The organism is Pseudonocardia sp. WMMC193 (genome assembly GCF_021728735.1).
Taxonomy (GTDB): Bacteria; Actinomycetota; Actinomycetes; order Mycobacteriales; family Pseudonocardiaceae; genus Pseudonocardia; species Pseudonocardia oroxyli.
On the sequence record NZ_JAKKDO010000003.1, the window covers coordinates 1,705,402 to 1,727,258 of the forward strand.

The 21,857-nt window shown below is 73.2% G+C and carries 21 protein-coding genes; 9 read left to right on the top strand and 12 right to left on the bottom strand.

Going from position 1 to position 21,857, the window contains the following annotated elements:
* Window positions 1–155: 155 nt before the first annotated feature.
* The 4 genes from L3X23_RS09615 to L3X23_RS09630 are packed head-to-tail and all read left to right on the top strand — an operon-like array spanning window position 156 to window position 2,630.
* Window positions 156–830 carry an energy-coupling factor ABC transporter permease gene (locus L3X23_RS09615; RefSeq protein ID WP_237191881.1) on the top strand — a complete coding sequence of 225 codons (675 nt, stop codon included), beginning with the start codon at window positions 156–158 and terminating at the stop codon, window positions 828–830.
* On the top strand, window positions 827–1,144 hold the full coding sequence (locus L3X23_RS09620) for a PDGLE domain-containing protein (RefSeq protein WP_237191883.1): 318 nt from the start codon (window positions 827–829) through the stop codon (window positions 1,142–1,144). Before L3X23_RS09615 ends, L3X23_RS09620 begins: the two co-directional genes overlap by 4 nt.
* On the top strand, window positions 1,141–1,905 hold the full coding sequence (cbiQ, locus tag L3X23_RS09625) for a cobalt ECF transporter T component CbiQ (RefSeq protein WP_237191885.1): 765 nt from the start codon (window positions 1,141–1,143) through the stop codon (window positions 1,903–1,905). Before L3X23_RS09620 ends, cbiQ begins: the two co-directional genes overlap by 4 nt.
* A gap of 2 nt (window positions 1,906–1,907) precedes the next feature.
* Window positions 1,908–2,630: an energy-coupling factor ABC transporter ATP-binding protein gene (locus L3X23_RS09630; RefSeq protein ID WP_237197975.1), complete on the top strand. Its 723-nt coding sequence runs from the start codon at window positions 1,908–1,910 to the stop codon at window positions 2,628–2,630.
* A 54-nt stretch (window positions 2,631–2,684) separates the two neighbouring features.
* Here L3X23_RS09630 and L3X23_RS09635 read toward each other — a convergent pair whose 3' ends face one another.
* The 3 genes from L3X23_RS09635 to L3X23_RS09645 form a co-directional block, all read right to left on the bottom strand.
* On the bottom strand, window positions 2,685–3,905 hold the full coding sequence (locus L3X23_RS09635; protein ID WP_237191887.1) for an SPFH domain-containing protein: 1,221 nt from the start codon (window positions 3,903–3,905) through the stop codon (window positions 2,685–2,687).
* Between the two features lie 12 nt (window positions 3,906–3,917).
* Window positions 3,918–4,346, bottom strand: coding sequence for an NfeD family protein (locus L3X23_RS09640; protein ID WP_093077719.1), 429 nt, complete (start codon window positions 4,344–4,346; stop codon window positions 3,918–3,920).
* Between the two features lie 79 nt (window positions 4,347–4,425).
* Window positions 4,426–5,241 (bottom strand): DUF3097 domain-containing protein, encoded by an 816-nt coding sequence (locus L3X23_RS09645; RefSeq protein WP_093077721.1) that lies wholly within the window; start codon window positions 5,239–5,241, stop codon window positions 4,426–4,428.
* Between the two features lie 194 nt (window positions 5,242–5,435).
* Here L3X23_RS09645 and L3X23_RS09650 point away from each other — a divergent pair, with 194 nt between their 5' ends.
* Window positions 5,436–6,221, top strand: a complete 786-nt coding sequence (locus tag L3X23_RS09650; protein WP_237191890.1) for a hypothetical protein — start codon at window positions 5,436–5,438, stop codon at window positions 6,219–6,221.
* A gap of 100 nt (window positions 6,222–6,321) precedes the next feature.
* Here the strand turns inward: L3X23_RS09650 and L3X23_RS09655 are convergent, their stop codons facing one another.
* On the bottom strand, window positions 6,322–7,173 hold the full coding sequence (locus L3X23_RS09655) for a LysR family transcriptional regulator (RefSeq protein ID WP_237191892.1): 852 nt from the start codon (window positions 7,171–7,173) through the stop codon (window positions 6,322–6,324).
* Between the two features lie 70 nt (window positions 7,174–7,243).
* On the opposite strand from L3X23_RS09655, the gene L3X23_RS36580 reads away from it, so the two are divergent.
* The gene (locus L3X23_RS36580; RefSeq protein WP_374204829.1) at window positions 7,244–8,329 is read left to right on the top strand and encodes an FAD-binding oxidoreductase; all 1,086 of its coding nucleotides are present in this window, start codon (window positions 7,244–7,246) and stop codon (window positions 8,327–8,329) included.
* 39 nt (window positions 8,330–8,368) lie between these two features.
* Here the strand turns inward: L3X23_RS36580 and L3X23_RS09670 are convergent, their stop codons facing one another.
* From L3X23_RS09670 to L3X23_RS09700, 7 genes are all read right to left on the bottom strand, one after another.
* On the bottom strand, window positions 8,369–9,376 hold the full coding sequence (locus tag L3X23_RS09670; RefSeq protein ID WP_237191894.1) for a ferrochelatase: 1,008 nt from the start codon (window positions 9,374–9,376) through the stop codon (window positions 8,369–8,371).
* A gap of 8 nt (window positions 9,377–9,384) precedes the next feature.
* Complete coding sequence (gene fabI, locus L3X23_RS09675; protein WP_093077734.1) at window positions 9,385–10,161, bottom strand: enoyl-ACP reductase FabI; 777 nt, start codon at window positions 10,159–10,161, stop codon at window positions 9,385–9,387.
* A 24-nt stretch (window positions 10,162–10,185) separates the two neighbouring features.
* A complete protein-coding gene (gene fabG, locus L3X23_RS09680; protein ID WP_237191896.1) occupies window positions 10,186–10,896 on the bottom strand; it encodes a 3-oxoacyl-ACP reductase FabG in 711 nt (236 codons plus the stop codon).
* Between the two features lie 69 nt (window positions 10,897–10,965).
* Window positions 10,966–11,955: a VWA domain-containing protein gene (locus L3X23_RS09685; protein ID WP_237191898.1), complete on the bottom strand. Its 990-nt coding sequence runs from the start codon at window positions 11,953–11,955 to the stop codon at window positions 10,966–10,968.
* Window positions 11,956–12,012: 57 nt separating this feature from the next.
* The gene (locus tag L3X23_RS09690; protein ID WP_237191900.1) at window positions 12,013–12,951 is read right to left on the bottom strand and encodes a DUF58 domain-containing protein; all 939 of its coding nucleotides are present in this window, start codon (window positions 12,949–12,951) and stop codon (window positions 12,013–12,015) included.
* Window positions 12,948–14,015, bottom strand: a complete 1,068-nt coding sequence (locus tag L3X23_RS09695) for a MoxR family ATPase (RefSeq protein WP_237191902.1) — start codon at window positions 14,013–14,015, stop codon at window positions 12,948–12,950. Before L3X23_RS09695 ends, L3X23_RS09690 begins: the two co-directional genes overlap by 4 nt.
* Before the next feature lie 97 nt (window positions 14,016–14,112).
* Window positions 14,113–15,417 carry an NlpC/P60 family protein gene (locus L3X23_RS09700; RefSeq protein ID WP_237191905.1) on the bottom strand — a complete coding sequence of 435 codons (1,305 nt, stop codon included), beginning with the start codon at window positions 15,415–15,417 and terminating at the stop codon, window positions 14,113–14,115.
* Window positions 15,418–15,673: 256 nt separating this feature from the next.
* Between L3X23_RS09700 and L3X23_RS09705 the strand changes: the two genes are divergently transcribed.
* Together L3X23_RS09705 and acnA are read left to right on the top strand one after the other, a co-directional pair.
* A complete protein-coding gene (locus L3X23_RS09705) occupies window positions 15,674–17,191 on the top strand; it encodes a flagellar basal body protein FliL (RefSeq protein WP_237191907.1) in 1,518 nt (505 codons plus the stop codon).
* Between the two features lie 189 nt (window positions 17,192–17,380).
* A complete protein-coding gene (gene acnA / locus L3X23_RS09710) occupies window positions 17,381–20,182 on the top strand; it encodes an aconitate hydratase AcnA (protein WP_237191909.1) in 2,802 nt (933 codons plus the stop codon).
* Window positions 20,183–20,366: 184 nt separating this feature from the next.
* On the opposite strand, the gene L3X23_RS09715 is transcribed toward acnA, so the two are convergent.
* Window positions 20,367–20,555: a hypothetical protein gene (locus L3X23_RS09715; RefSeq protein WP_237191911.1), complete on the bottom strand. Its 189-nt coding sequence runs from the start codon at window positions 20,553–20,555 to the stop codon at window positions 20,367–20,369.
* Window positions 20,556–20,849: 294 nt separating this feature from the next.
* On the opposite strand from L3X23_RS09715, the gene L3X23_RS09720 reads away from it, so the two are divergent.
* Window positions 20,850–21,236, top strand: coding sequence for a VOC family protein (locus L3X23_RS09720; RefSeq protein ID WP_237191913.1), 387 nt, complete (start codon window positions 20,850–20,852; stop codon window positions 21,234–21,236).
* Window positions 21,237–21,857 lie beyond the last annotated feature (621 nt).

A 21,857-nucleotide genomic window follows, 5' to 3' on the forward strand; every position in this document is an offset into this window, starting at 1 on the left:
CGTCACCGCCCCCTCCGACCGGACGGTTGCCAGGCCTGGGTTCTCGCCAGAGCTTTGCATCAGCGAACAGAAGGTGGTGAGCTGGAGCGCGGCGCCGGCCCCGGCGCCGCGACCTCGGCTCACCCGGGAGGCCCCGCGTGGTCAGCGCGATGCACATGAGCGACGGGCTCGTGAACGCCCCGACCTCTCTCCTGTTCGGCGCGATCGCGATCGTCGGAATGGCGCTGTGCCTCTGGCGGGCGCGCACCGACCTCGACGACCGCACGGCCCCGATGGCGGGCCTGGTCACGGCGTTCGTGTTCGCCGTCCAGATGATCAATTTCCCGATCCTGCCCGGGGCGAGCGGCCACCTGCTCGGCGGCGCCCTGGTCGCGATCCTGGTCGGCCCGTACGTGGGGGCGGTCTGCATCGGGATCGTGCTGCTGGTGCAGGCGCTGCTGTTCGCCGACGGCGGGCTGACCGCGCTCGGCATGAACGTCACGAACATGGCGCTGATCGGCACGTTCGTCGGGTACGGGGTGGCCGTGCTGCTCCGCGGCCTCGCCCGGCGCGGCCGGGGCGGGCTGCTCGTGGTCGCCTTCACGGCGGCGTTCGCCAACACCGTCATCGCCTCGCTCGGGTTCGTGCTCGAGTACGCGATCGGTGGTGCGGGCGGCGCCTCGCTCGGCACGGTGTTCACGCTGATGGTGGGCCTGCACGCGCTGATCGGCATCGGCGAGGGCGTGATCACCGCCGCGACGGTGGGAGCCGTGGCGGCCGTGCGACCGGACCTGGTGCACCTGCTGCGCGGCACGGGTCCGACGCTGGTCCGCAAGGAGGCCGCGGCGTGAGGCGGTTCTGGATCGGCTTCGCCCTGGTCGCCCTGCTCGTCGCGGGCGGGCTGTCCTACTTCGCCAGCCCGGACCCGGACGGTCTGGACACGGTCGCGTTGAACGGCTGCACCGAGACGGACGCCGGCCTGCAGGGGACCTGCATCGCCCAGCACGCCACCGAGCACCACACCTCGGCCTCTCCCCTGGCGGACTACTCGGTGTTCGGCGGGCACGGCACCGTCGGGCTGGCCGGGATCATCGGCGTCCTGGTGGTGCTCGTCCTCGCGGGCGGGCTGTTCCGGCTGCTGCGCAGGCGCGCACCCCGCGGATGAGCGCCGGCCACGCGCACCCGCTCCACCTGCCGCGGGACTCGGTGGTCCACCGGCTCCCGCCACAGGTCAAGATCGTCGCCGCGTTCCTCGGCGTCGTCTGCGTGGTGGCGACGCCCCGGGAGGCCTTCGCCGTCTTCGCCGGGTTCGCCGTGCTGCTCGTCGCGGTGTGGATGGCGGCCCGGATCCCGGTCGGCTGGATCCTCCGCCGCTCCGTCATCGAGCTGCCGTTCGTGGTGCTCGCGGTCCTGCTGCCGTTCACCGGCCCCGACCCGCGGATCGACCTGCTCGGGCTGTCGCTGTCCGAGCCGGGTCTGCTGGGCGCCTGGAACATCCTGGTCAAGGGCACCCTCGGCGTCCTGATCTCGCTGACCCTCGCCGCGACGACGCCGATGCGGGACCTGCTCGTCGGCCTGCAGCGGCTGCATGCCCCGGCCCTGGTGACCACCATCGCGACCCTGATGCTGCGCTACCTCGACGTCATCGCGGGCGAGGCGCGGCGGATGCACCTCGCCCGGGTCTCCCGCGGCCACGACCCGCGCTTCCTGTGGCAGGCCGGTGCGACGGCGCGCGGCGTCGGCGCGTTGTTCCTGCGGTCCTACGAGCGGGGCGAGCGCGTGCACCTGGCCATGCTGTCCCGGGGCTGGACGGGTGCCATGCCGGTGCTCGTCGAGGACCGGACCACGCGCGCGGACTGGGCCCGCGGCCTCGCCCCGGTGGGCGTCGCGGCCGCGCTGGCGGTGACCGGGTGGGTGATCCTGTGAGCGTGCACCCGTCGCTGCTGGTCAAGGACCTGCTCTTCGCCTACCCCGACGGCCACCAGGCGTTGCACGGCGTGGACCTGCGGATCGAGCCGGGCGAGCGGGTCGCCCTGCTCGGCCCCAACGGCGCCGGGAAGACCACGCTGGTCCTGCACCTCAACGGCATCCTGGCGCCCGGTGCCGGGACCGTCGAGGTCGCCGGGATGGCGGTGCGCAAGGACACCGTGCAGGAGATCCGCCGCCGGGTCGGGATCGTCTTCCAGGACCCCGACGACCAGCTGTTCATGCCGACCGTCCGCGAGGACGTGGCGTTCGGGCCCGCGAACTTCGGGGTCCCGGACGTCCCGGGGCGGGTCGCCGAGGCCCTCGCGGCGGTGGGGATGGCGGAGCACGCGGACCGCTCGCCCCTGCACCTGTCGGGCGGGCAACGCCGCCGCGTCGCCCTGGCCACGGTCCTGGCCTGCGACCCCGAGATCCTGGTGCTCGACGAGCCGTCGTCGAACCTCGACCCGGTGGCCCGCCGCGAGCTCGCCGAGGTCCTGCTCGGCCTGGGTCGGACCATGCTGATGGTCACCCACGACCTGCCCTACGCCCTGCAGCTCTGCCCGCGCAGCGTGATCCTCGACGACGGTGTGGTCGTGGCGGACGGCCCGACCCGCGAGCTGCTGAGCGACACGGCCCTCCTGGCGAGACACCGCCTCGAACTCCCCTACGGCTTCGCCCTGTGAGTGGTCAGTGGTGCTGGAGCACCACTGACCACTCACGAGCGCCGGAGGCGCAGGTCAGCGGGGTGGGGCCTCCTCGGACCAGTCGCCGGTCGGGAGGCCGTTGGGCGGGGTGAGGTCGTTCGCGCCGAGCTCCGGACGCGGGGCCTGCCGGGCGATCGCGGGCGCGCCCGGCTCCTCCACCGGATGGTTCGCCTGCGCCGTGGCGGCCGCGACCTGGCGGGCGATCTCCGGGTCCCCGGAGGTGTCGAACCAGCTCGCGACCGAGTCCTCGTCCTCCTCGGGGGCGCTGCGGACGCCGTCGTCCGGAGTGGGGGTGTACTTGAACACCCCGTCCTCCCCCGGCGCGCCCAGCATCTTCGTGAAGCCCTCCAGGGCCTTCCCGAAGTCCGAGGGCACCAGCCAGACCTTGTTCGCCTCGCCCTTCGCCATCTCCGGCAGGGTCTGGAGGTACTGGTAGGCGAGGAGCTCGGGCGTCGGGCGGCCCGCCTTGATCGCGGCGAAGGTCTTCTCGATCGCCTTCGCCTCACCCTGCGCCTTCAGGTACGACGCCGCCCGCTCACCCTGCGCCCGCAGGATCCGGGACTGCCGCTCCGCCTCGGCGTTGAGGATCGCCGCCTGCTTCGCGCCCTCCGCGGTGAGGATCTGGGCCTGCTTCTGCCCCTCCGCGCTGCGGATCGCCGACTCCCGCTGCCCCTCGGCCGTCAGGATGGTGGCCCGCTTCTCGCGGTCCGCCTTCATCTGCCGCTCCATGGACTCCTGGATCGACGGCGGCGGGTCGATGGCCTTGATCTCCACCCGCTCGACGCGGATGCCCCAGCGGCCGGTGGCGTCGTCGAGCTCGCCGCGCAGCTTGGTGTTGATCTGGTCCCGGGAGGTCAGCGTCTCCTCCAGGGTCATGCCGCCCACGACGTTGCGCAGCGTCGTGGTGGTGATCTGCTCCACGCCCGTGATGTAGTTGGAGATCTCGTACACCGCGGACTTCGGGTCGGTGACCCGGAAGTAGACGACGGTGTCGATGTTCACCGTGAGGTTGTCCTGCGTGATGACCGGCTGCGGCGGGAAGGACACGACCTGCTCGCGCAGGTCGATCCGCTCCCGGATCCGGTCCACGAACGGCACCAGGAACGCGAGCCCCGGGTCCGCCGTGTTCTTGTACTTCCCGAGCCGTTCGATCACCGCGGACGTGGCCTGCGGGATGATCTGCACGGACTTGACCACCGTGATGATCGCGAACAGCACGATCAGCACGACGACGACGAGTACCGCGACGTCCACCTGAGCCTCCCTCTACTCCGCCATGACGAGCGCGGTGGCGCCCTCGATGCGCACCACCGTCACCCGCTCGTCCGGCTCCATGACCTCTCCGTCGACGAACGCCCGCGCGGACCACTCGTCGGGCCCGATCCGGACCCGCCCGCCGTGGCCGTCGACGCGCTGGGAGACCACCGCCGATCTCCCCGCCATCCGTTCCGAGTGCTGCCGGTAGCCCTCGATCGACTGCTGCGTCCTGCGCTTCAGTGCCGGGCGCGCGGTCAGCAACAGCACGACCGAGGCGAGCGCGAACACCAGCGCGCTGCCGACCCAGCCGAGCCCCAGGGCGGCGCTCCCGCCCGCGGCCAGCGCCGCGACGCCGAGCATCGCGAGCACGAACTCCCCCGCGAGGACCTCACCGACGAGCAGCAGGATTCCCGCGATCACCCAGATCAGCGGCACCATGGCGCCCAGTCTGTCAGAGTTCAGCGGTCCGGGTCCGCGATGATCATTTCGGGTCGGTCTCGTTCCGTTGCGCCGTCGATCAGTGCTCGACGGTCACGAAGTCGATCAGCTGCTCGACGGCGCCGATCAGGCTCGAGTCCAGGTCCCGGAAGGACTTCACCGCGCCCATCACCCGACGCGCGCCGTCCGCGGGCTCGCCCCAGCGCAGCGCCTCGCACACGCCGGTCTTCCAGTCGGTGCCGCGGGGGATCGTCGGCCAGGCCCGGATGCCGACGGCGGCGGGCTTGACCGCCTCCCAGACGTCGACGAACGGGTGCCCGGTGACCAGGACGTGCGGCCCGGCGACCGACGCGGCCTGCCGGGTCTCCATGGTCCCCGAGACGAGGTGGTCGACGAGGATGCCGAGCTTGCGGTGCGGCGCGGGCCCGAACTCGCGGACCGCGGCGGCGAGGTCGTGCACGCCGTGCAGCGGCTCGACGACGATCCCCTCGACCCGCAGGTCGTGGCCCCAGACCGTCTCCAGCAGGGCGGCATCGTGGATGCCCTCGACCCAGATCCGGGACGCGCGGGCGGTGCGCGCCTTGACGTTCGCGACCCTCGTGGAGCCCGACGCCGACCGCCTCGGCTGAGCCTGCACCGCGGGCTTGACGAGCGTGGCCGGCTTCCCCTCGTACAGGAAGGCCGCCGGGCGCAGCGGGAACACCCGGCGCCTGCCGGCGCGGTCCTCCAGCGTGACCTCGCGGATGTCGACCGCCACCACCGCGCCGCAGAAGCCGCTCGCCGGGTCCTCGACGACCAGGCCCCGCTCGGCGGGCACCTCGGGGATCGCCTTCCGTTGCTGCACACGGGTCCCGTCCGTGCCGAACAGACCGCGGTAGTCGTGGGTGCGAGGCATGCGTCGGTTCTACCCGGCCCACCGCGCCCGATCCCCGCCGACACGCGCGAGTCCCCCGCTCCGACCACGCGGGTCCCCCGCTCCGGGCACCCCGGGCCGTCGTCGGCGCGCCGCCCGACCGCTCACCGACCGTCACGCGCTGTCACCCGCACGGCAGGGGCCGGCCCGGCCCGCGCGGTGGTTAGCCTGATTCGGTGCCCCGCTCCTCCGCCACCTTCGCGGTCTGGTCCTCGGCCTGGTTGGCCGGGTCCGCCGCCCCGGACGACGTGCTCGACGCCCTCGCCCCCTGGGCGGACGCCCACGACGTCCTCGCCGCCGACGACGCCACCGCGGCCGCCACGGGCCTCCCCGCCCCCGGCGCGCCCGTCACGTCGTTGACCTTCCTGTTCGCCGCCCTGCGCCGCGCCCCCCGCGGGCCCGCGCGCCTGGTCCTGACGGCCCCCGGGGACGTCCGCGGGCTCCCTGGGCCGGGCCCCTTCGCCTCGGCCGTGATCGCAGCCGAGGAGGGCGTCCTGTTCGGCGAGGCCGGGCTCGGCGTGGTGCCGTCCGCCGTGGCCGACGGGGTCGTCCGCTGGACCGTGTACTCCGTGCCGACGCCGGTCGCGCCCGCCGAGTACGTCCCGCTCGCCGAGGCGGAGAACGAGCTGCGGCGCCAGGTCCGCGAGTCGACCTCCCTGCTCACCGAGCTCGGGGTCGCACGGCACCGGCCCGGTGTCCGGGAGGAGATCGCGGCCGCGCTGCGCGCCCGGCCCGCCACCCACTGGCCCGCCGGGATGCCCCCGCGCGCCCTGCGCGTCCTGCAGCAGGCGGACGAGGTCGAGGCGATCCTGGCCGCCGCCCTGGTCGACGAGCCCGGCGGCGCGGTGACGGCGAGCGCGGCCACCGCCAGGCGGGAGGCGTTGCGCCCGTTGGAGACCGCGGTCCGTGTCGCTCGTCGGGCCGCGGTCGCCGAGGCCGTGCGGACCTACGCGCCCGCCTGACCACCCGGGGGTTGCCCCTTTCGTGCGCTGAGTGCTGCATGATCACCGGCTCCGTGCGCTCAGCGCGGTGACGACCGCAGTGGCTGCACACCATCAGCCATCAGGAACGCGCGGCGCGGGCGATCAGCGCGCGGGCCGCCGGGCCGTTCGGGCCCGCCCCGCGCCAGGCCAGCAGGATCCGGCTGCGCATCTCCGGCACGATCGGCGCGGGCTCGAGCTCCAGGCCCGCGGCGCGCACCGCACCGGCGGGCAGCACCGCGACACCCAGCCCGCGGGCGGCCAGCCGCGCCAGCAGCAGCGGGTCACCCGCCTCGAACGCGACCGTCGGGCGGAGCCCGGCGCGCGCACAGGCGAGGTCGAACGCCGCGCGCGGGCCGCTGCCCGCGGCCATGCACATCACGGGCCCTCGGACGAGGTCGGCGAGCTCGACCGGGCCCGCGCGGCCGACGGCGACGAGCACCTGGTCGGTGACCGTGCGGCTCTCGATCCCCGCGGGCAGCTCCTCGGCCACCCCCACCCAGGCGAGGTCCACCGTGCCGCCGACCAGCCCGGACAGCAGCTCCGCGGACGTCCCCTCGCGCAGCACCACCTCGACGCGCGGGTGCGCCGCCCGGAACTCGGCGAGCAGCTCGGGCAGGTCGGTCGCGGCGAGCGAGGGCGCCATCCCGACCACCACCCGCCCGCGAACGAGTCCCTTGAGCTCGTCGACCGCGAGCCGTGCCCCCTCGACCGCGGCCAGCGCGGCGTGCGCGAAGGGGAGCACCGCCGTGCCGGCCTCGGTCAGCGCCACCCCCTGCGCCGACCGGACCAGCAGCGGCTCCCCCAGCTCCCGCTCCAGCTGCCGCAGCTGTGCGCTGACCCCGGGCTGGGCGACGTGCAGCCGCGCAGCCGCCGCCGTCACCGTCCCCTCCTCCGCGACGGCCACGAGATAGCGCAGGTGACGCAGCTCCATAACTGATAATGCTAGCCTCTAGTCGGACCATCTCTTGGACTTCTGACCGGCGGACCCCCACGGTGGACCCATGGACACCTACGGACCCGACACCGCCGAGTACGCCACCCTGACCACCGGCTATCAGACGAACCGGCCGCACCGACCGGACGTCGTCGCCGTCCCGCGGACCGTCGACGAGGTGCGCGAGGCGCTCGCCCTCGACGGGCCGCACGCCGTCCAGTCCTCCGGTCACGGGCGGGTCGCCGCGCTCGACGGCGGCGTGCTCCTCTCCACGACCCGGCTCACCGGTGTGACCGTCGACCCGCGGGCGCGCACCGCGCGGATCGCGGCGGGCTCCACCTGGGGCGACGTCGTCGCCGCGACCACCCCGCACGGCCTCGCGCCGGTCAACGGCAGCTCACCGGGCGTCGGCGTGGTCGGCTATCTGCGCGGCGGCGGGTTCGGCATCCTGAGCCGCGCGTTCGGCACGGGCGCGGACCACCTGCGCGCCGTCGAGGGCGTGACGCCGGACGGCCGGGCGGTGCGGACCGACCGGATGCCGACGGACGCCACCGTGGTCACCGCCGTCGAGATCGGCCTGGTGGAGCTGCCGCGGGTCTGGGGCGGCGCCCTGACCGTCCCCGTCACCGACGACCTGCCCGCGCGCTTCGCCGAGGCGACCGCCGGGCTCCCGCCGGAGGTCACGGCGTCCCTCACGCTCGTCCCGTTCCCGGACTCGCCCGGCCTGCCGCCGCACCTGCGCGGCACGCACCTCGGGCAGGTCCGGGTCGTCGGGACGCGGGAGATCACGCTGCCCGACCTCGGCGGCGAGGGCACGCTCCGGTGGCTGCCCTACGCCGAGGCACACACCATCCACGCCGATCCGCCGACCCCGCACGCCTACGCCGGTGAGGCCCGCCTGCTGCGGACCACCACCCCGGCGCTCGACGGCGTCGTGGCGGCCACGAGCCCCACGGCGGGGGTCCCGAGCGTGATCGAGCTGCGTCCGCTCGGCGGGAAGCTCGCGGACGGCTGGATCCTCCGCGCGGTCACCGCCCTGGACCCCGTCACCGAGCCCCGGGCCCGCGCCGCGCACGAGACGCTCTTCGCCCCCTTCGCCGGCGTCGACGAGGGCCCGGTCCGCACCTTCTGCTACGGCCGCCCCACCCCGTGAGCGGCGATGGTCGCTCTGGCGACCATCGCCGCTCACGGGTCAGCGGGCGGGGCGTTTCGCGGGCAGGCAGCAGTCGACCGCGCAGGGGGCCCCGTCCACGGTGCAGCCCGCGCTCGGCACCCCACCCAGTGCTCGGGGCGGGGCCTCGGCGAGGTGTTCGGCCATCAGCTCCACGACCATGTCGGCGAAGCGCGGGTCCGGACCCGCCGTGGCGGCGCGGGCGAAGCCCATGCCGAGCTCGGCCGCCTTCTCCGCGGCCTCGTTGTCCAGGTCCCACACGACCTCGACGTGGTCGGAGACGAAGCCGATCGGCGAGACCACCACCGCCTCGACGCCCTTCTCGTGCAGCGCCTCGATGTGGTCCACGACGTCCGGCTCGAGCCACGGGACCTGCGGCGGCCCGGACCGCGACTGCCACACGACGTCGTACTCCGCCAGGCCCAGCTCCCCCGCCACGAGCCGGGCGGCCTCCGCGACCTGCCGGGAGTAGCGGTGCCCGCCCTCCGCAGGCACCCCCGCGGCCGCGTCCGCCGCCGTCGGCACGGAGTGGGCGGTGAACACCACCCGCGCGCCGTCGATCATGACGGCGCGGATCGCGTCGGCGTTGACCTGCACGAACAGCGGGTGGTCGAAGAAGTGGCGCAGCTTCGTCAGGGTGGGCGCGCCCGCCACCGCGGCGCGCGCTCTCGCGATGTCGTCGTCGTACTGGCGGCAGGCCGAGTACCCGCCGTACGCGCTGGTGGCGAACACCAGCGCGTTCCGGATCCCGTCCCGGGTCATCTCCGCGACGGTGTCCTCGACCAGGGGGTGCCAGTTGCGGTTGCCGAAGTAGACCGGCAGGTCCGTCCGCTCCCGCAGCGCCGCGATCAGCTCCCGGTTGCGGGCGTTGATCGGCGAGACGCCGTCGAAGTGCTTGTAGTGCTCTTCGACGGCGTCCAGACGCTCCGGGGGGACCCCGCGGCCGCGCACCACGTTCTCGAGGAACGGACGCACCTCGTCGAGGCCCTCGGGCCCACCGAAGGAGAGGAAGAGCAGGGCGTCATACACGCCCCTTATTAGACCCCCACGGCGTGGAAGCCGCCGTCCGCCATCACCATCGAGCCGGTGGTGGTGGGCAGCCAGTCCGACAGCACCGCGCACACGGTCTTGGCGACGGGCACCGGGTCGGTGACGTCCCAGCCCAGCGGCGCGCGGCCGTCCCAGTTGTCCTCGAACGCCGAGAACCCCGGGATGGACTTGGCGGCCATGGTCTTCACCGGGCCCGCGGCCACCAGGTTCACCCGGATCCCCTTCGGCCCCAGGTCCCGCGCGAGGTAGCGGGTGACGGACTCCAGCGTGGACTTCGCGACGCCCATCCAGTCGTAGGCGGGCCAGGCCTGCCGGTTGTCGAAGTCCATCCCGACGATCGAGGCGCCCTCGCCCAGCAGCGGCAGCAGCGCCACCGAGAGCGACTTGAACGAGTAGGCGCTCACCTGGATGGTCGTGGCCACGTCCTCCCACGGCGCGTTCAGGAACGCGCCCTCCCCGAGGCAGGAGGCGGGGGCGAAGCCGATGGAGTGCAGCACCCCGTCCAGCCGCGGGGAGTCCCCGAGGTGCGGCGACACCCGCTCGACCAGGGAGTCCAGCTGCTCCTGGTCGGACACGTCCAGCTCGACGACCGGCGCGGGCTTGGGCAGCCGCTGCGCGATCCGCTCCACCAGCCGCATCCGGCCGAACCCGGTGAGCACGACCTCCGCACCCTGCTCCTGCGCGATCTTCGCGGCGTGAAACGCCAGCGACGCATCGGTGATCACACCCGTGACCAGCAGCTTCTTGCCTTCCAGCAGCCCCATCGTCGAGCCTTTCTGTGCGGGGAACTAGTGGCCCATGCCGAGGCCGCCGTCGACCGGGATGACCGCCCCGGTGACGTAGCCCGCCTGGTCGGACCCGAGCCAGGTGACGGCGGCGGCGACCTCCTCGACGGAGGCGTAGCGGCCCAGCGGGACCTGCTTGGTGATCTCGGCGCGGCGCTCGTCGGACAGCGCGCGCGTCATGTCGGTGTCGACGAACCCGGGGGCGACCACGTTCGCCGTGATCCCCCGCGAGCCCAGCTCGCGCGCGATCGAGCGGGAGAGTCCGACGAGGCCGCTCTTGGACGCCGCGTAGTTGACCTGGCCGGCGCTGCCCAGCAGCCCGACGACGGACGAGATGAAGATCATCCGACCGCCGCGGGCCTTGAGCATGCCGCGCGAGGCGCGCTTCGCGACCCGGTAGGCGGCGGTGAGGTTGGCGTCGACGACCGAGGTGAAGGAGTCCTCGCTCATCCGCATCAGCAGGCCGTCGTCGGTGATGCCCGCGTTGGACACCAGGACCTGGACCGGCCCGTTCTTCTCCTCGACCGCGGTGAACGCGGCGTCGACGGCGGCGGCGTCGGTGACGTCGCACTGCACGGGGAACAGCGTGTCCGGCAGCCCGTCCGCGGAGCTGCGGTAGGTCACCGCCACCTGGTCCCCCTGCGCCGCGAACGCCTCCGCGATCGCCAGGCCGATTCCGCGGTTTCCTCCGGTGACGAGCACACTCCTACTCACGGGCACCGAACCTAGTGCACCCGTGAGCGGCGATAGTCGCCCCGGCGACGATTGCCACTCACGAGGGGCTCAGGGCAGCCTGCGGCCCAGCACCAGCCCCACGCCCAGTCCGACGACCAGCAGCAGCGCCCCACCCACGAGCCAGGGGCGGCTGGCGTCCACGCGGCGGATCTCGTAGCCGATCTGTTCGGAGAGGTCCGCGTAGACGCGCCGGAGCTCGTCCTCGCTGGCCGCGGTGAAGAACTGTCCGCCGGAGAGCTCGGCGATGGTCTGCATGGACGCGTCGTCCACGGCCACGCGGGTGCGGCCGCCCTCGATGTCGATGGTCCCGTACTCGGTGCCGAAGGAGATGGTGGACACCGGGATCCGGGACTCGGCCGCCTGTCGGGCCGCGGTGAACGCACCGCGCGGCTCGTTCTCGCCGTCGGGCCCGGGGACGGTCTGCTTGCCGTCGGACATCAGCACGATCCGGGCGGGCGGCGGGCCGTCGTCGCCGTTCCCGGCCGCCGCGACGGACTGGGAGAACGACTCGATCGACTGCAGGGAGGCGAAGATCGCCTCACCCGTCGCCGTCGACTCGGAGAGCTTCAGCCCGTCGACGGCCCGTTTCACCGACGTCCGGTCGGTGGTCGGCGACACGAGCACCGCCGCGGTCCCGGCGAAGGCCACCAGGCCGAGGTTGACCCCCGGCGTGAGCTGGTCGGCGAACGACTTCGCCGCGGCCTGGGCGGCCGCGAGCCGGGTCGGCTCGACGTCCGTGGCCTGCATCGACAGCGACACGTCGATCACCAGCACGACCGTCGCCCGGTTGCGCGGCACCCGCGCCTCGGCCTCGGGCCCGGCCAGCGCGACCGTCAGCACGGCGAGCGCGGTCAGCAGCGCCGCGGCGGGTACGTGCCGGTACCAGCCGGGCCGCTCCGGCGCGACCTTCTCCAGCAGCTCCAGGTTGGTGAACCGCACGACGTCCCGGCGGCGGCGGCGCAGCAGCACGAGGTAACCCACGACGAGCGCCGCGACGACCAGCAGCCCGAGCAACCACCACGGCGAGGCGAAGCTCATCGCACCCTCCCCGGGCTCATCGCGCACCCCCCGGCGAACGGCGCACCCGCGCGGCGCTCATCGCGATCCCACCCGTTTGCGGGCGAGGGCGAAGCGCACGATGTCGGCCACCCAGTCCGAGTCCGTGCTCAGCCGAAGGTGCCCGGCCCCGCAGCGGCGCAACGCCTCCGCCACCCGGTCCCGGTGCTCCGCGGCCGCCGCGGCGAACTCCCGGCGCAGCAGGGGCGTGGTCTCGACCTCGCGCTGCCTGCCGGTCTCGGGGTCGGCCAGCACGACCGTCCCGACGTCCGGCAGGTCCAGCTCGCGCGGGTCCACCACCTCGACGGCCAGCAGCTCATGCCGGGCGGACAGGGCGCGCAGCGACCGCTCCCAGACGGGCTCGCCGAGGAAGTCCGAGATCACCACGGCCAGCCCGCGCCGCCGCGGCGGGCGACGGAGCTGGTCGAGCGCGGCCGTCAGGTCCCCGCGGGTGCCCTCCGCCGCGGACGGGATCGACGCCACCCGCCGCATCAGGGTCCGGACGTGCCCCACTCCCCCGCGCGCCGGGATGCGGACCGTCTCCGCGCCCGTCGAGACGATCGCCCCGATCCGGTTGCCGCCCCCGCGGGTCAGGTGCGCCACCGCTGCCAGTGCGGCGATCGCCAGGTCCCGCTTCTCGCAGTCGGCCGTGCCGAAGTCCAGGCTCGGCGACAGGTCGAGCACGACCCAGGTCTCCAGCTCGCGGTCCGCGACGGTCTCGCGGACGTGCGGCTCGGTCGTCCGCGCGGTGACGGCCCAGTCCATCCGCCGGACGTCGTCGCCCGCGCGGTACAGGCGCGCCTCGGCGGGCTCGGACCCGGGCCCGGGCAGCAGGCCGATGTGGTTGCCCTGCAACAGCCCGTCGAGCCGACGGCGGACGGTCAGCTCGAGCGTCCGCAGCCCGGCCTCCAGGCGCCCCTCCCCCAGCGACGGCGGGTGCGTTCCCGAGGACGCGGATCCGCCGGTCGGCACCGTCATGCGGGCGGCGCCTGCGGGACGGACGCGGCGGCGGGCGGGCCGGGTGCTGCGGCCTGCGGACGCGCCGTGACCTGCGGCAACGGCACGGTGGCGAGCACCCGCTGCAGGATGTGGTCCACGGGGACCTGGTCGGCGATCGCGTCGTAGGACAGGACGAGGCGGTGGCGCAGGACGTCCGGCGCGACGTCGAGGACGTCCTGGGGCAGCACGTAGTCCCGGCCGCGGACCAGCGCGAGCGTCCGGGCGCCCGCGACGATGCCGAGCGTGGCGCGCGGCGACGCGCCGTAGGACACCCAGCCCGCGATGTCCCCGAGGCCGTGCTCGGCGGGCGTCCGCGTGGCGACCACCAGCCGCACCACGTAGTCGACGAGCGCGTGGTGCACGAAGACCTCGGCGGCCGTGTTCTGCAGCCGGACGAGCTCGGCGGGGCTCATCACCTGCTCGGCCACCGGCGGCGTGGCGCCCATCCGGTAGACGATCTCCCGCTCCTCCTCGATCCCCGGGTACTCCACGACGATCTTGAACAGGAAGCGGTCCCGCTGCGCCTCGGGCAGCGGGTAGACGCCCTCGTTCTCGATGGGGTTCTGGGTGGCGAGCACCAGGAACGGGTCGGGCATCGGGAAGGTGCGGCCGCCGATGGACAGGTGCCGCTCGGCCATCACCTCGAGCATCGCCGACTGGACCTTCGCCGGGGCGCGGTTGATCTCGTCCGCCAGGACGAAGTTCGCGACGACCGGGCCCAGCTCGACGTCGAACTCCTCCCGGCCCTGCCGGTAGATCCGGGTGCCCAGGATGTCCGCCGGGACGAGGTCGGGGGTGAACTGCAGGCGCGCGAACGAGCCGCCGACGACCTTCGCGACGGTCTCCACGGCCAGGGTCTTCGCGACGCCGGGGACGCCCTCGAGCAGCAGGTGTCCCTTGGCGAGCAGCCCGACGAGCATCCGCTCGACGAGCACGTCCTGCCCGACGATGACCCGCTTGATCTCGAAGACCGCCCGCTCCAGGAGCTCGGCGTCGGACTTGGGCGTCGGCTCGGGCGAGGAAGACGGCTGCACGCCGCTCATGAGACACCACCGGACGTGAAATGCGCCTACGGCGCCCGTGCGCGGTAAGTGGTGCCAGAGCACCACTTACCGCGCACGAGTGGCGAAGCCGCAGGACCTAGAGGACGCGGGAGACCGTCGGGGCGAGCCCGCCGGTGTAGCGGACCGGGGAGATCTGGACCGACGCCCCGGAGTACGGCGCCTCGATCATCCGGCCGTTCCCGATGTACAGCGCGATGTGGTAGGTCCGCCCGTTGCGCGCCCAGGACAGCATGTCGCCGGGCTGCATCTGCGACCGCGGGACCTGCAGCCCGAAGGTGGCCTGGTTGCCGCTCCAGCGCGGCAGGTTCACCCCGGCGCCCGCGAAGGCGTAGAGCATCAGCCCGGAGCAGTCGAACCCGACCTTGCGGTAGTCGCCGAAGGAGTCCGCGACGCCGCCGTCGCGCACGCCGACCGTCGGGCCGCGGGAGTTGCCGCCGCCCCACGAGTACCGCACGCCGAGCTGGGCCATGGCGCGGTCGATCACGGTCTGCACGGCGCCGGAACCGGTCTGCCGGGACGTCGCCGGGGGTGCGGCGGCCGCACGTCCGGCGGCCTCCTCCTGGGCGCGGCGCTGCTCGGCGAGCTCGGCCGCACGCTGGGCCGACTGCCAGTCGAGGAACCGCTGGCGTTGGGCGCGCAGGCCGGCGTCGGCGTTCTCGGCGGCGTCGAGCTGGGCCTGGACCTGCTGCTGCTCGGTCGCGACGGCCGAGAGCCGCTGCGCCTGCGCGGCCGCGTTCGCCTGCGCGCCCGCCAGGGCCTGGTCGGCGGCGGTCTTCGCGTCCGCCGCGGCCTGCCGCCTGCGCTCGGCCTCCTCCTGCGCCGCGCGGGCGGCGGAGTCGGCGTTGGCCTTCTGGACGCGGGCGCGCTGCAGCCCGTCGAGCGCGGCGGCCTGCTGCTGGGCCAGGGCGTCCGTGAGCTGCGCGCGGTCGACGAGGTCGTCCGGGCCGCTCGCGGTGGTGAGCAGGCCGATCGGCCCGAGATCGAGCCCCTGGGAGTAGGTGCCCGCCACGAAGTCGTCGAGCCGGGTGCGGGCGGCGTCGATCGCCTTGCCTGCCGCCTCCGTCTGCGCGCGGGCGGACTCGGCCCGCGCCGTCGCCGCGTCGGCCGCGGCCTCGGCGCCGGTCAGGACGTCGAGCGCCTGGTTCGCCGACTCGTGCTCGACGGCGACCTGGATCTGCAGGTCGTCCGCCTCCGCCTGCAGGTCGGCCAGCCGCTGGGTGAGCTGGGCGACCGAGGACGCCCGCTGGTCGACCTGGTCGCGGCTGCGCTGCAGGTCGTCGTTGGTGGGGTTCGGCGGCGGGGACGGCTGGGCGACCGCCACACCCGTCGTCGAGAGCGCCGCGGCCAGAACGACCACCAGGACGCCACGCAGGACCCGCACGCTTCCCCTCCAAGATCAGACGCGGGGAACCTTGACATCGCGCGGGCGCCCGGCCCCGGCGCCACGCCGACACGACCGCGGGCGTTCCTCCGGTCGAAGGACCCGTTGCTCCACTCGGACCATTCGGATCACGGTGCTGACACCACCCGATCTCAGTACTTCCACCCTGTTTCAGACCGAAGATCATCCGCGATAGTGCTTCCGAGCGAGACACCAGCGTTCCCAGCCCGGGGCGCATGACGAGGGGACGCAGGCCGTGACCGGACCGCAGCAGGGGGGATGGCCGCCACCGAACGGCCCCCAGCCCGGAGAGCAGCAGTGGGCGCAGGGCCCGGGCGCCGGCGCGCCCCCCGCGCCCGGGTGGGGCCAGACCGCCCCCCATCCCCAGCAGCCGCAGTACCCCCAGCAGTACCCGCCGCAGCAGTACCCGACCCAGCAGTACCCGACCCAGCAGTACCCGCCCCAGCAGTACCCGCCCCAGCAGTACCCGCCCCAGCAGGGCTACGGCGGCCCGCCCCCGAACTTCGGGCCCCCTCCCGGCTACGGCGGCGAGGGCGGCGGCGAGCCCCCGCGCAAGAAGAAGCGGTGGCCGCTGATCGCGGCGATCATCGCGATCGTGGCGGTGCTCGGCGGCGGTGGCTACACCGCGTACGCCCTGCTCGGGAACTCCGGCGGTGCGAGCTCCCCGACCGAGGTCGTCACGGCGCTGGCCGGGGACCTCGAGGGCAAGGACTACCTGCGGGCCGCGAGCCGCATCGCCCCCAACGAGACCGCGCTGCTCACCGACCTGGGCGACGTGCTCACCCGCGAGCTGGTGCGGCTGGAGATCCTCAAGCCGGACGCCGCGGCGAACCAGAGCCTCGACACGGTCACGTTCACCGGCCTGCGGTTCGACGAGGCGGCCGCGGAGTCGGTGCGCCCCAACGTGACGATCACCAAGCTGGTCGCGGGCACCATCACCACCAACCCGCAGGCGGGCGACCTGCCGTTCACGGACTCCTTCAAGCAGAAGCTGTTCCCGAACGGCGAGCCCCCCGCGGGCACGCCCGAGACGATCGACATCGCGCAGGTCGTGCAGCAGGAGGGCGAGCCCATCCGGATCGCCACCGTCCAGGTCGACGGCAGCTGGTACGTCAGCGGCCTCTACACCGCCGCGGACTACGCGCTGAAGTCGGAGAACGAGCCCTGGCCGACGACGTCGGTGCCCGCCGCGGGCGCCCCCACCGCGCAGGACGCGCTGAAGGACGTGATCACCGCGGCGCTGGACTCGGACGTCCAGCGGGTGATCGCGCTGACCGACCCCGAGGAGATGGGCGCCCTGCACGACGCGGGCCCCGCGCTCGTCGCGGCCGCCGCCGGGTCGCAGCCGTCCGGGGCGAAGCTGCTCGACCTCCAGACGACCGAGACGGACGTCCGCGGCCACACCGGCCTCTCGCTCGCGAGCGTCAGCATCCAGACGCCCGACGGCGTCCGGCTCGACGTCAAGCGGGACGGCGACTGCCTCCTGATGTCGTCCCCCCAGGGCGGCGGCCAGCAGCGGCTCTGCACGGCCGACCTCGCCGCCGCGGGCCTGTCGGAGGTCGGGAACTCCCCCGCCCTGAACGACCTGGCCCCGCGCCTGGTCACCGCCCTGCTCAACGTCAAGGTGCTGACCACCGAGGTCGACGGCCAGTGGTACGTCTCCCCCGGCCAGACCGTCGTGCAGCTCTACGCCGACGTCCTGGGCGCCCTGCAGCCCGGTGACATCGACGCGCTCATCGCCGCAGGCAACTGACGAGGGACGGAACGGCCGGTCGCACCCCGCGACCGGCCGTTCCGCTGTGTCGGGGGTCGCCTGGACCCCGAAATAGGACAGGCGTACTGTTTGAGTCAGGACGGGGGTCACGATGCCGCGACCGACTCGATGCGCGAGACTCCCGCACGACGCGCCCACCACTTGAGCGATCGCAGAGGAGAGCCGGAAGTGGCCAGTACCGACAGCTTCGGAGCCAAGGGAAACCTCGAGGTCGGTGACAACTCGTACGAGATCTTCCGACTGTCCGCCGTCGAGGGCGCCGAGAAGCTCCCGTACAGCCTCAAGGTCCTGCTCGAGAACCTGCTGCGCACGGAGGACGGCGCCAACGTCACGGCCGACCACGTCCGCGCCCTGGCGAACTGGGACCCCGCCGCCGAGCCGGACACCGAGATCCAGTTCACCCCCGCCCGGGTGATCATGCAGGACTTCACCGGCGTCCCGTGCGTCGTCGACCTGGCGACCATGCGCGAGGCCGTGACCGAGATGGGCGGCGACCCCGCGAAGGTCAACCCGCTCGCCCCCGCCGAGCTGGTCATCGACCACTCGGTGATGATCGACTTCTTCGGCACGAGCGACGCGTTCGAGAAGAACATCGAGTTCGAGTACGGCCGCAACAAGGAGCGCTACCAGTTCCTGCGCTGGGGTCAGGGCGCGTTCGACGAGTTCAAGGTCGTCCCGCCGGGCACCGGCATCGTGCACCAGGTCAACATCGAGCACCTGGCCCGCACGGTCATGGCCCGCAACGGCCAGGCCTACCCCGACACCCTCGTCGGCACGGACTCGCACACCACGATGGTCAACGGCCTGGGCGTGCTGGGCTGGGGCGTCGGCGGCATCGAGGCCGAGGCGGCCATGCTCGGCCAGCCCGTGTCGATGCTCATCCCGAAGGTCCTGGGCTTCAAGCTCAGCGGCGAGATCCCCGCGGGCGTCACCGCCACCGACGTGGTGCTCACGATCACCGAGATGCTGCGCAAGCAGGGCGTCGTCGGCAAGTTCGTCGAGTTCTACGGCGCGGGCGTGTCCGCGGTCCCGCTGGCCAACCGCGCCACCATCGGCAACATGAGCCCCGAATTCGGCTCCACCGCCGCGATCTTCCCGATCGACGACGAGACCGTCCGCTACCTCAAGCTCACCGGCCGTTCCGCCGAGCAGATCGCGCTCGTCGAGGCGTACGCCAAGGAGCAGGGGCTGTGGCTGGACCCCGACGCCGAGCCGACCTTCTCCGAGACGCTGGAGCTGGACCTGTCGACGGTCGTCCCGTCGATCTCCGGCCCGAAGCGCCCGCAGGACCGCATCGAGCTGGCGTCGGCCAAGGCCGCGTTCCGCACCGCGGTGCAGAACTACACGACGGACGCGGTCGCCGAGGAGCTCAGCGGCGTCGACGAGTCCTCGGACGAGTCCTTCCCCGCCAGCGACGCCCCCGCCACCTCGACCGACGGCCACGAGGCCGCCCCGGTCGTGTTCTCGGCCGCCGAGGGCTGCGCGGGCCGCCCGTCGAAGCCCACCACGGTCAAGGGCGAGCGCGGCGAGTTCGTGCTGGACCACGGCGCCGTGGTGATCGCCTCGATCACCTCCTGCACCAACACCTCGAACCCGTCGGTCATGCTGGGTGCGGCCCTGCTGGCCAAGAACGCCGTCGAGAAGGGCCTCACGGTCAAGCCGTGGGTCAAGACGTCGATGGCGCCGGGCTCGCAGGTCGTCACCGACTACTACGAGAAGGCCGGTCTCTGGCCCTACCTCGACAAGCTGGGCTACAACCTCGTCGGCTACGGCTGCACGACCTGCATCGGCAACTCGGGCCCGCTGCCCGAGGAGATCTCCGCCGCCGTGAACGAGGCCGACCTCTCGGTCGTCTCGGTGCTGTCCGGGAACCGGAACTTCGAGGGCCGGATCAACCCGGACGTCAAGATGAACTACCTGGCGTCCCCGCCCCTGGTCGTCGCGTACGCGCTGGCCGGGACCATGGACTTCGACTTCGAGTCGCAGCCGCTGGGCAAGGACACCGACGGGAACGACGTGTTCCTGCGCGACATCTGGCCCTCCACCGAGGACATCAACACCGTCATGGACGGCGCGATCGACGAGGACATGTTCGCCAAGTCCTACTCGGACGTCTTCCGCGGCGACGAGCGCTGGCGCGCGCTGCCCACCCCGGAGGGCAAGACCTTCGAGTGGGACCCCCAGTCCACCTACGTGCGCAAGCCCCCGTACTTCGAGGGCATGGCGTCGGAGCCCGCGCCGGTCACCGACATCTCCGGCGCACGCGTGATGGCGCTGCTGGGCGACTCGGTCACCACCGACCACATCTCCCCCGCCGGTGCGATCAAGCCGGGCACCCCGGCCGCGGTCTACCTGGACTCGCACGGGGTGGACAAGAAGGACTACAACTCCTTCGGCTCGCGGCGCGGCAACCACGAGGTCATGATCCGCGGCACGTTCGCCAACATCCGGCTGCGCAACCAGCTGCTGGACGACGTCTCGGGTGGCTACACCCGTGACTTCACCGTCGAGGGCGGCCCGCAGGCGTTCATCTACGACGCCGCGCAGAACTACGCGGCCGCGGGCATCCCGCTGGTCGTGCTGGGCGGCAAGGAGTACGGCTCCGGGTCGTCGCGCGACTGGGCGGCCAAGGGCACCGCGCTGCTGGGCGTCAAGGCCGTGATCGTCGAGTCCTTCGAGCGCATCCACCGCTCCAACCTGATCGGCATGGGCGTCATCCCGCTGCAGTTCCCGCAGGGTGAGTCGGCCGCCTCGCTCGGCCTCGACGGCACCGAGACCTTCGACATCGCGGGGATCACCGAGCTCAACTCGGGCACGACCCCCCGCACGGTGCACGTGACGGCGACCAAGGAGTCCGGCGAGAAGGTGGAGTTCGACGCGGTCGTCCGCATCGACACCCCCGGCGAGGCGGACTACTACCGCAACGGCGGCATCCTCCAGTACGTGCTCCGGGGCATGCTCGCGAGCTGACCCCCACACCGCTCGGCCGGGCCCCGCACCTCGACGAGGTGCGGGGCCCGTTCCGTCCCGCGGGTCCCCGGCCCCGCGATACCGGTCTTCGGCACGGAGAGGCGGGCACCCGGTCCGACCAGGCGGTGCCGCCCTCTCGTGCACGCCCAGCCCGGCTGCGCCGCCCGGGACCGGGACCGGGCCGTCACTTCACCTTGCCGGTGCCCTTGCAGCCGGGACACACCTTGAGCCGCTTGCAGGTCGGGCAGTCGTACAGCCACAGGCTGCCCTTGCGGCCGACCCGCCCGTCACGCCGTCCCTGGCAGGTCGGACAGACCCCCCGCTTCCCGCGGCACACCAGACAGTTCGCCATGACTCCCCCGTCCCCGGACATCTCCCCCGATCGTCCCTCGGCGAGCCCCGGCGTCGGAGGGCCGGCGGGAGTAATCGACGAAGGCCCGGACGGCTCATCCGCACTCGGATCGCACCACACGGTGTCCCCGGTGAACCTGGTGTCCTAGAGTCGGTCTCGCGCCCCCAATGGGCCTATCGGGAAGGAGCGGCTGTACCGGCCGGCACCGACGTGACGTCGGGCCGAGCACCCCGAACAGGCCCGGGCGCGCCCACCGGTTCGACGTGCTCACCGGTCTGCGCGGGCGCCCTCCCGGTACGACCGAGAGGACACCTCATGCCCGTCACGTTCAACCACACCATCGTCGCCGCGCGCGACCGCACCGAGTCCGCCCGCTTCTTCCAGGAGATCTTCGAGGCCGCGAGCGCCCCCTCCTGGGGCCCGTTCACCAACGTCCTGCTCGACGGCGGCGTGTTGATCCAGTTCGCCGACCTCCCGGTCGAGGCCTACCCCGAGATCCAGAACCAGCACTACGCCTTCCTGGTCGACGACGCCCTCTTCGACCGCGCCTACCGGCGACTGCGCGACAAGGGAGTCGAGCACTGGGCGGACCCGCAGATGCGACGTCCGGGCGAGACCAACACCGGACACGGCGGCCGCGGCGTCTACTTCCGCGACCCGGCGGGCCACTTCCTCGAGATGATCACCACGCCGTACCTCTGAGCCTCCTCGATCCACGAACGGGGAGCGAGGCGGTCGACTCCCGACCGCCCCGCTCCTCGAACGTGGATCACGCCCATGCCCGCGGTCCCGCCGGCCAGGTGATCCGCAGCTCGGGAGCAAGGCGGTCGTCTCCCGGCCGCCTCACTCCTCAGTTGTGGATCACCCTCCGCGGACGTCCCGCTGACCCGCCCGCCACATGATCCGCTTCTCGGGAGCGGGACGGTCGACGTCCGACCGCCCCGCTCCTCAGACCTGGATCACCCTCCACGGGCCCGGCATGGACCGCCCGCCACATGATCCACAACTCGGGCGTAGGGCGGTCGACATCCGACCGCCCCGCTCCTCAGACGTGGATCATGCTCTGCGGACCTGGCACCGTCCCGCCCGTCACATGACCCATTGCCCGGGAGCGCGGCGGGCGACTGCCGTCCGTCTCGCTCCTGAGTGGTGGATCGCGGTCGCTGGGCGAGCCGCGGACCGCCAGTCACATGATCCGCAGCTCGGGAGCGGGACGGTCGACATCCGACCGCCCCGCTCCTCCGACGTCGATCATGCTCTGCGGACCTGGCACCGTCCCGCCCGTCGCATGATCCACTGCCCGGGAGCGCGGCGGGCGACTGT

Coding starts and splice junctions, on each gene's coding strand:
- L3X23_RS09690 (WP_237191900.1), bottom strand. CDS start 12,951: ATGACGGTGCCGACCGGCGGATCCGCGTCCTCGGGAACGCACCCGCCG.
- L3X23_RS09645 (WP_093077721.1), bottom strand. CDS start 5,241: ATGCCTCGCACCCACGACTACCGCGGTCTGTTCGGCACGGACGGGACC.
- L3X23_RS09615 (WP_237191881.1), top strand. CDS start 156: ATGAGCGACGGGCTCGTGAACGCCCCGACCTCTCTCCTGTTCGGCGCG.
- L3X23_RS09720 (WP_237191913.1), top strand. CDS start 20,850: ATGCCCGTCACGTTCAACCACACCATCGTCGCCGCGCGCGACCGCACC.
- L3X23_RS09715 (WP_237191911.1), bottom strand. CDS start 20,555: ATGTCCGGGGACGGGGGAGTCATGGCGAACTGTCTGGTGTGCCGCGGG.
- L3X23_RS36580 (WP_374204829.1), top strand. CDS start 7,244: ATGGACACCTACGGACCCGACACCGCCGAGTACGCCACCCTGACCACC.
- fabI (WP_093077734.1), bottom strand. CDS start 10,161: ATGGGGCTGCTGGAAGGCAAGAAGCTGCTGGTCACGGGTGTGATCACC.
- L3X23_RS09640 (WP_093077719.1), bottom strand. CDS start 4,346: ATGGTGCCGCTGATCTGGGTGATCGCGGGAATCCTGCTGCTCGTCGGT.
- L3X23_RS09685 (WP_237191898.1), bottom strand. CDS start 11,955: ATGAGCTTCGCCTCGCCGTGGTGGTTGCTCGGGCTGCTGGTCGTCGCG.
- cbiQ (WP_237191885.1), top strand. CDS start 1,141: ATGAGCGCCGGCCACGCGCACCCGCTCCACCTGCCGCGGGACTCGGTG.
- L3X23_RS09655 (WP_237191892.1), bottom strand. CDS start 7,173: ATGGAGCTGCGTCACCTGCGCTATCTCGTGGCCGTCGCGGAGGAGGGG.
- L3X23_RS09695 (WP_237191902.1), bottom strand. CDS start 14,015: ATGAGCGGCGTGCAGCCGTCTTCCTCGCCCGAGCCGACGCCCAAGTCC.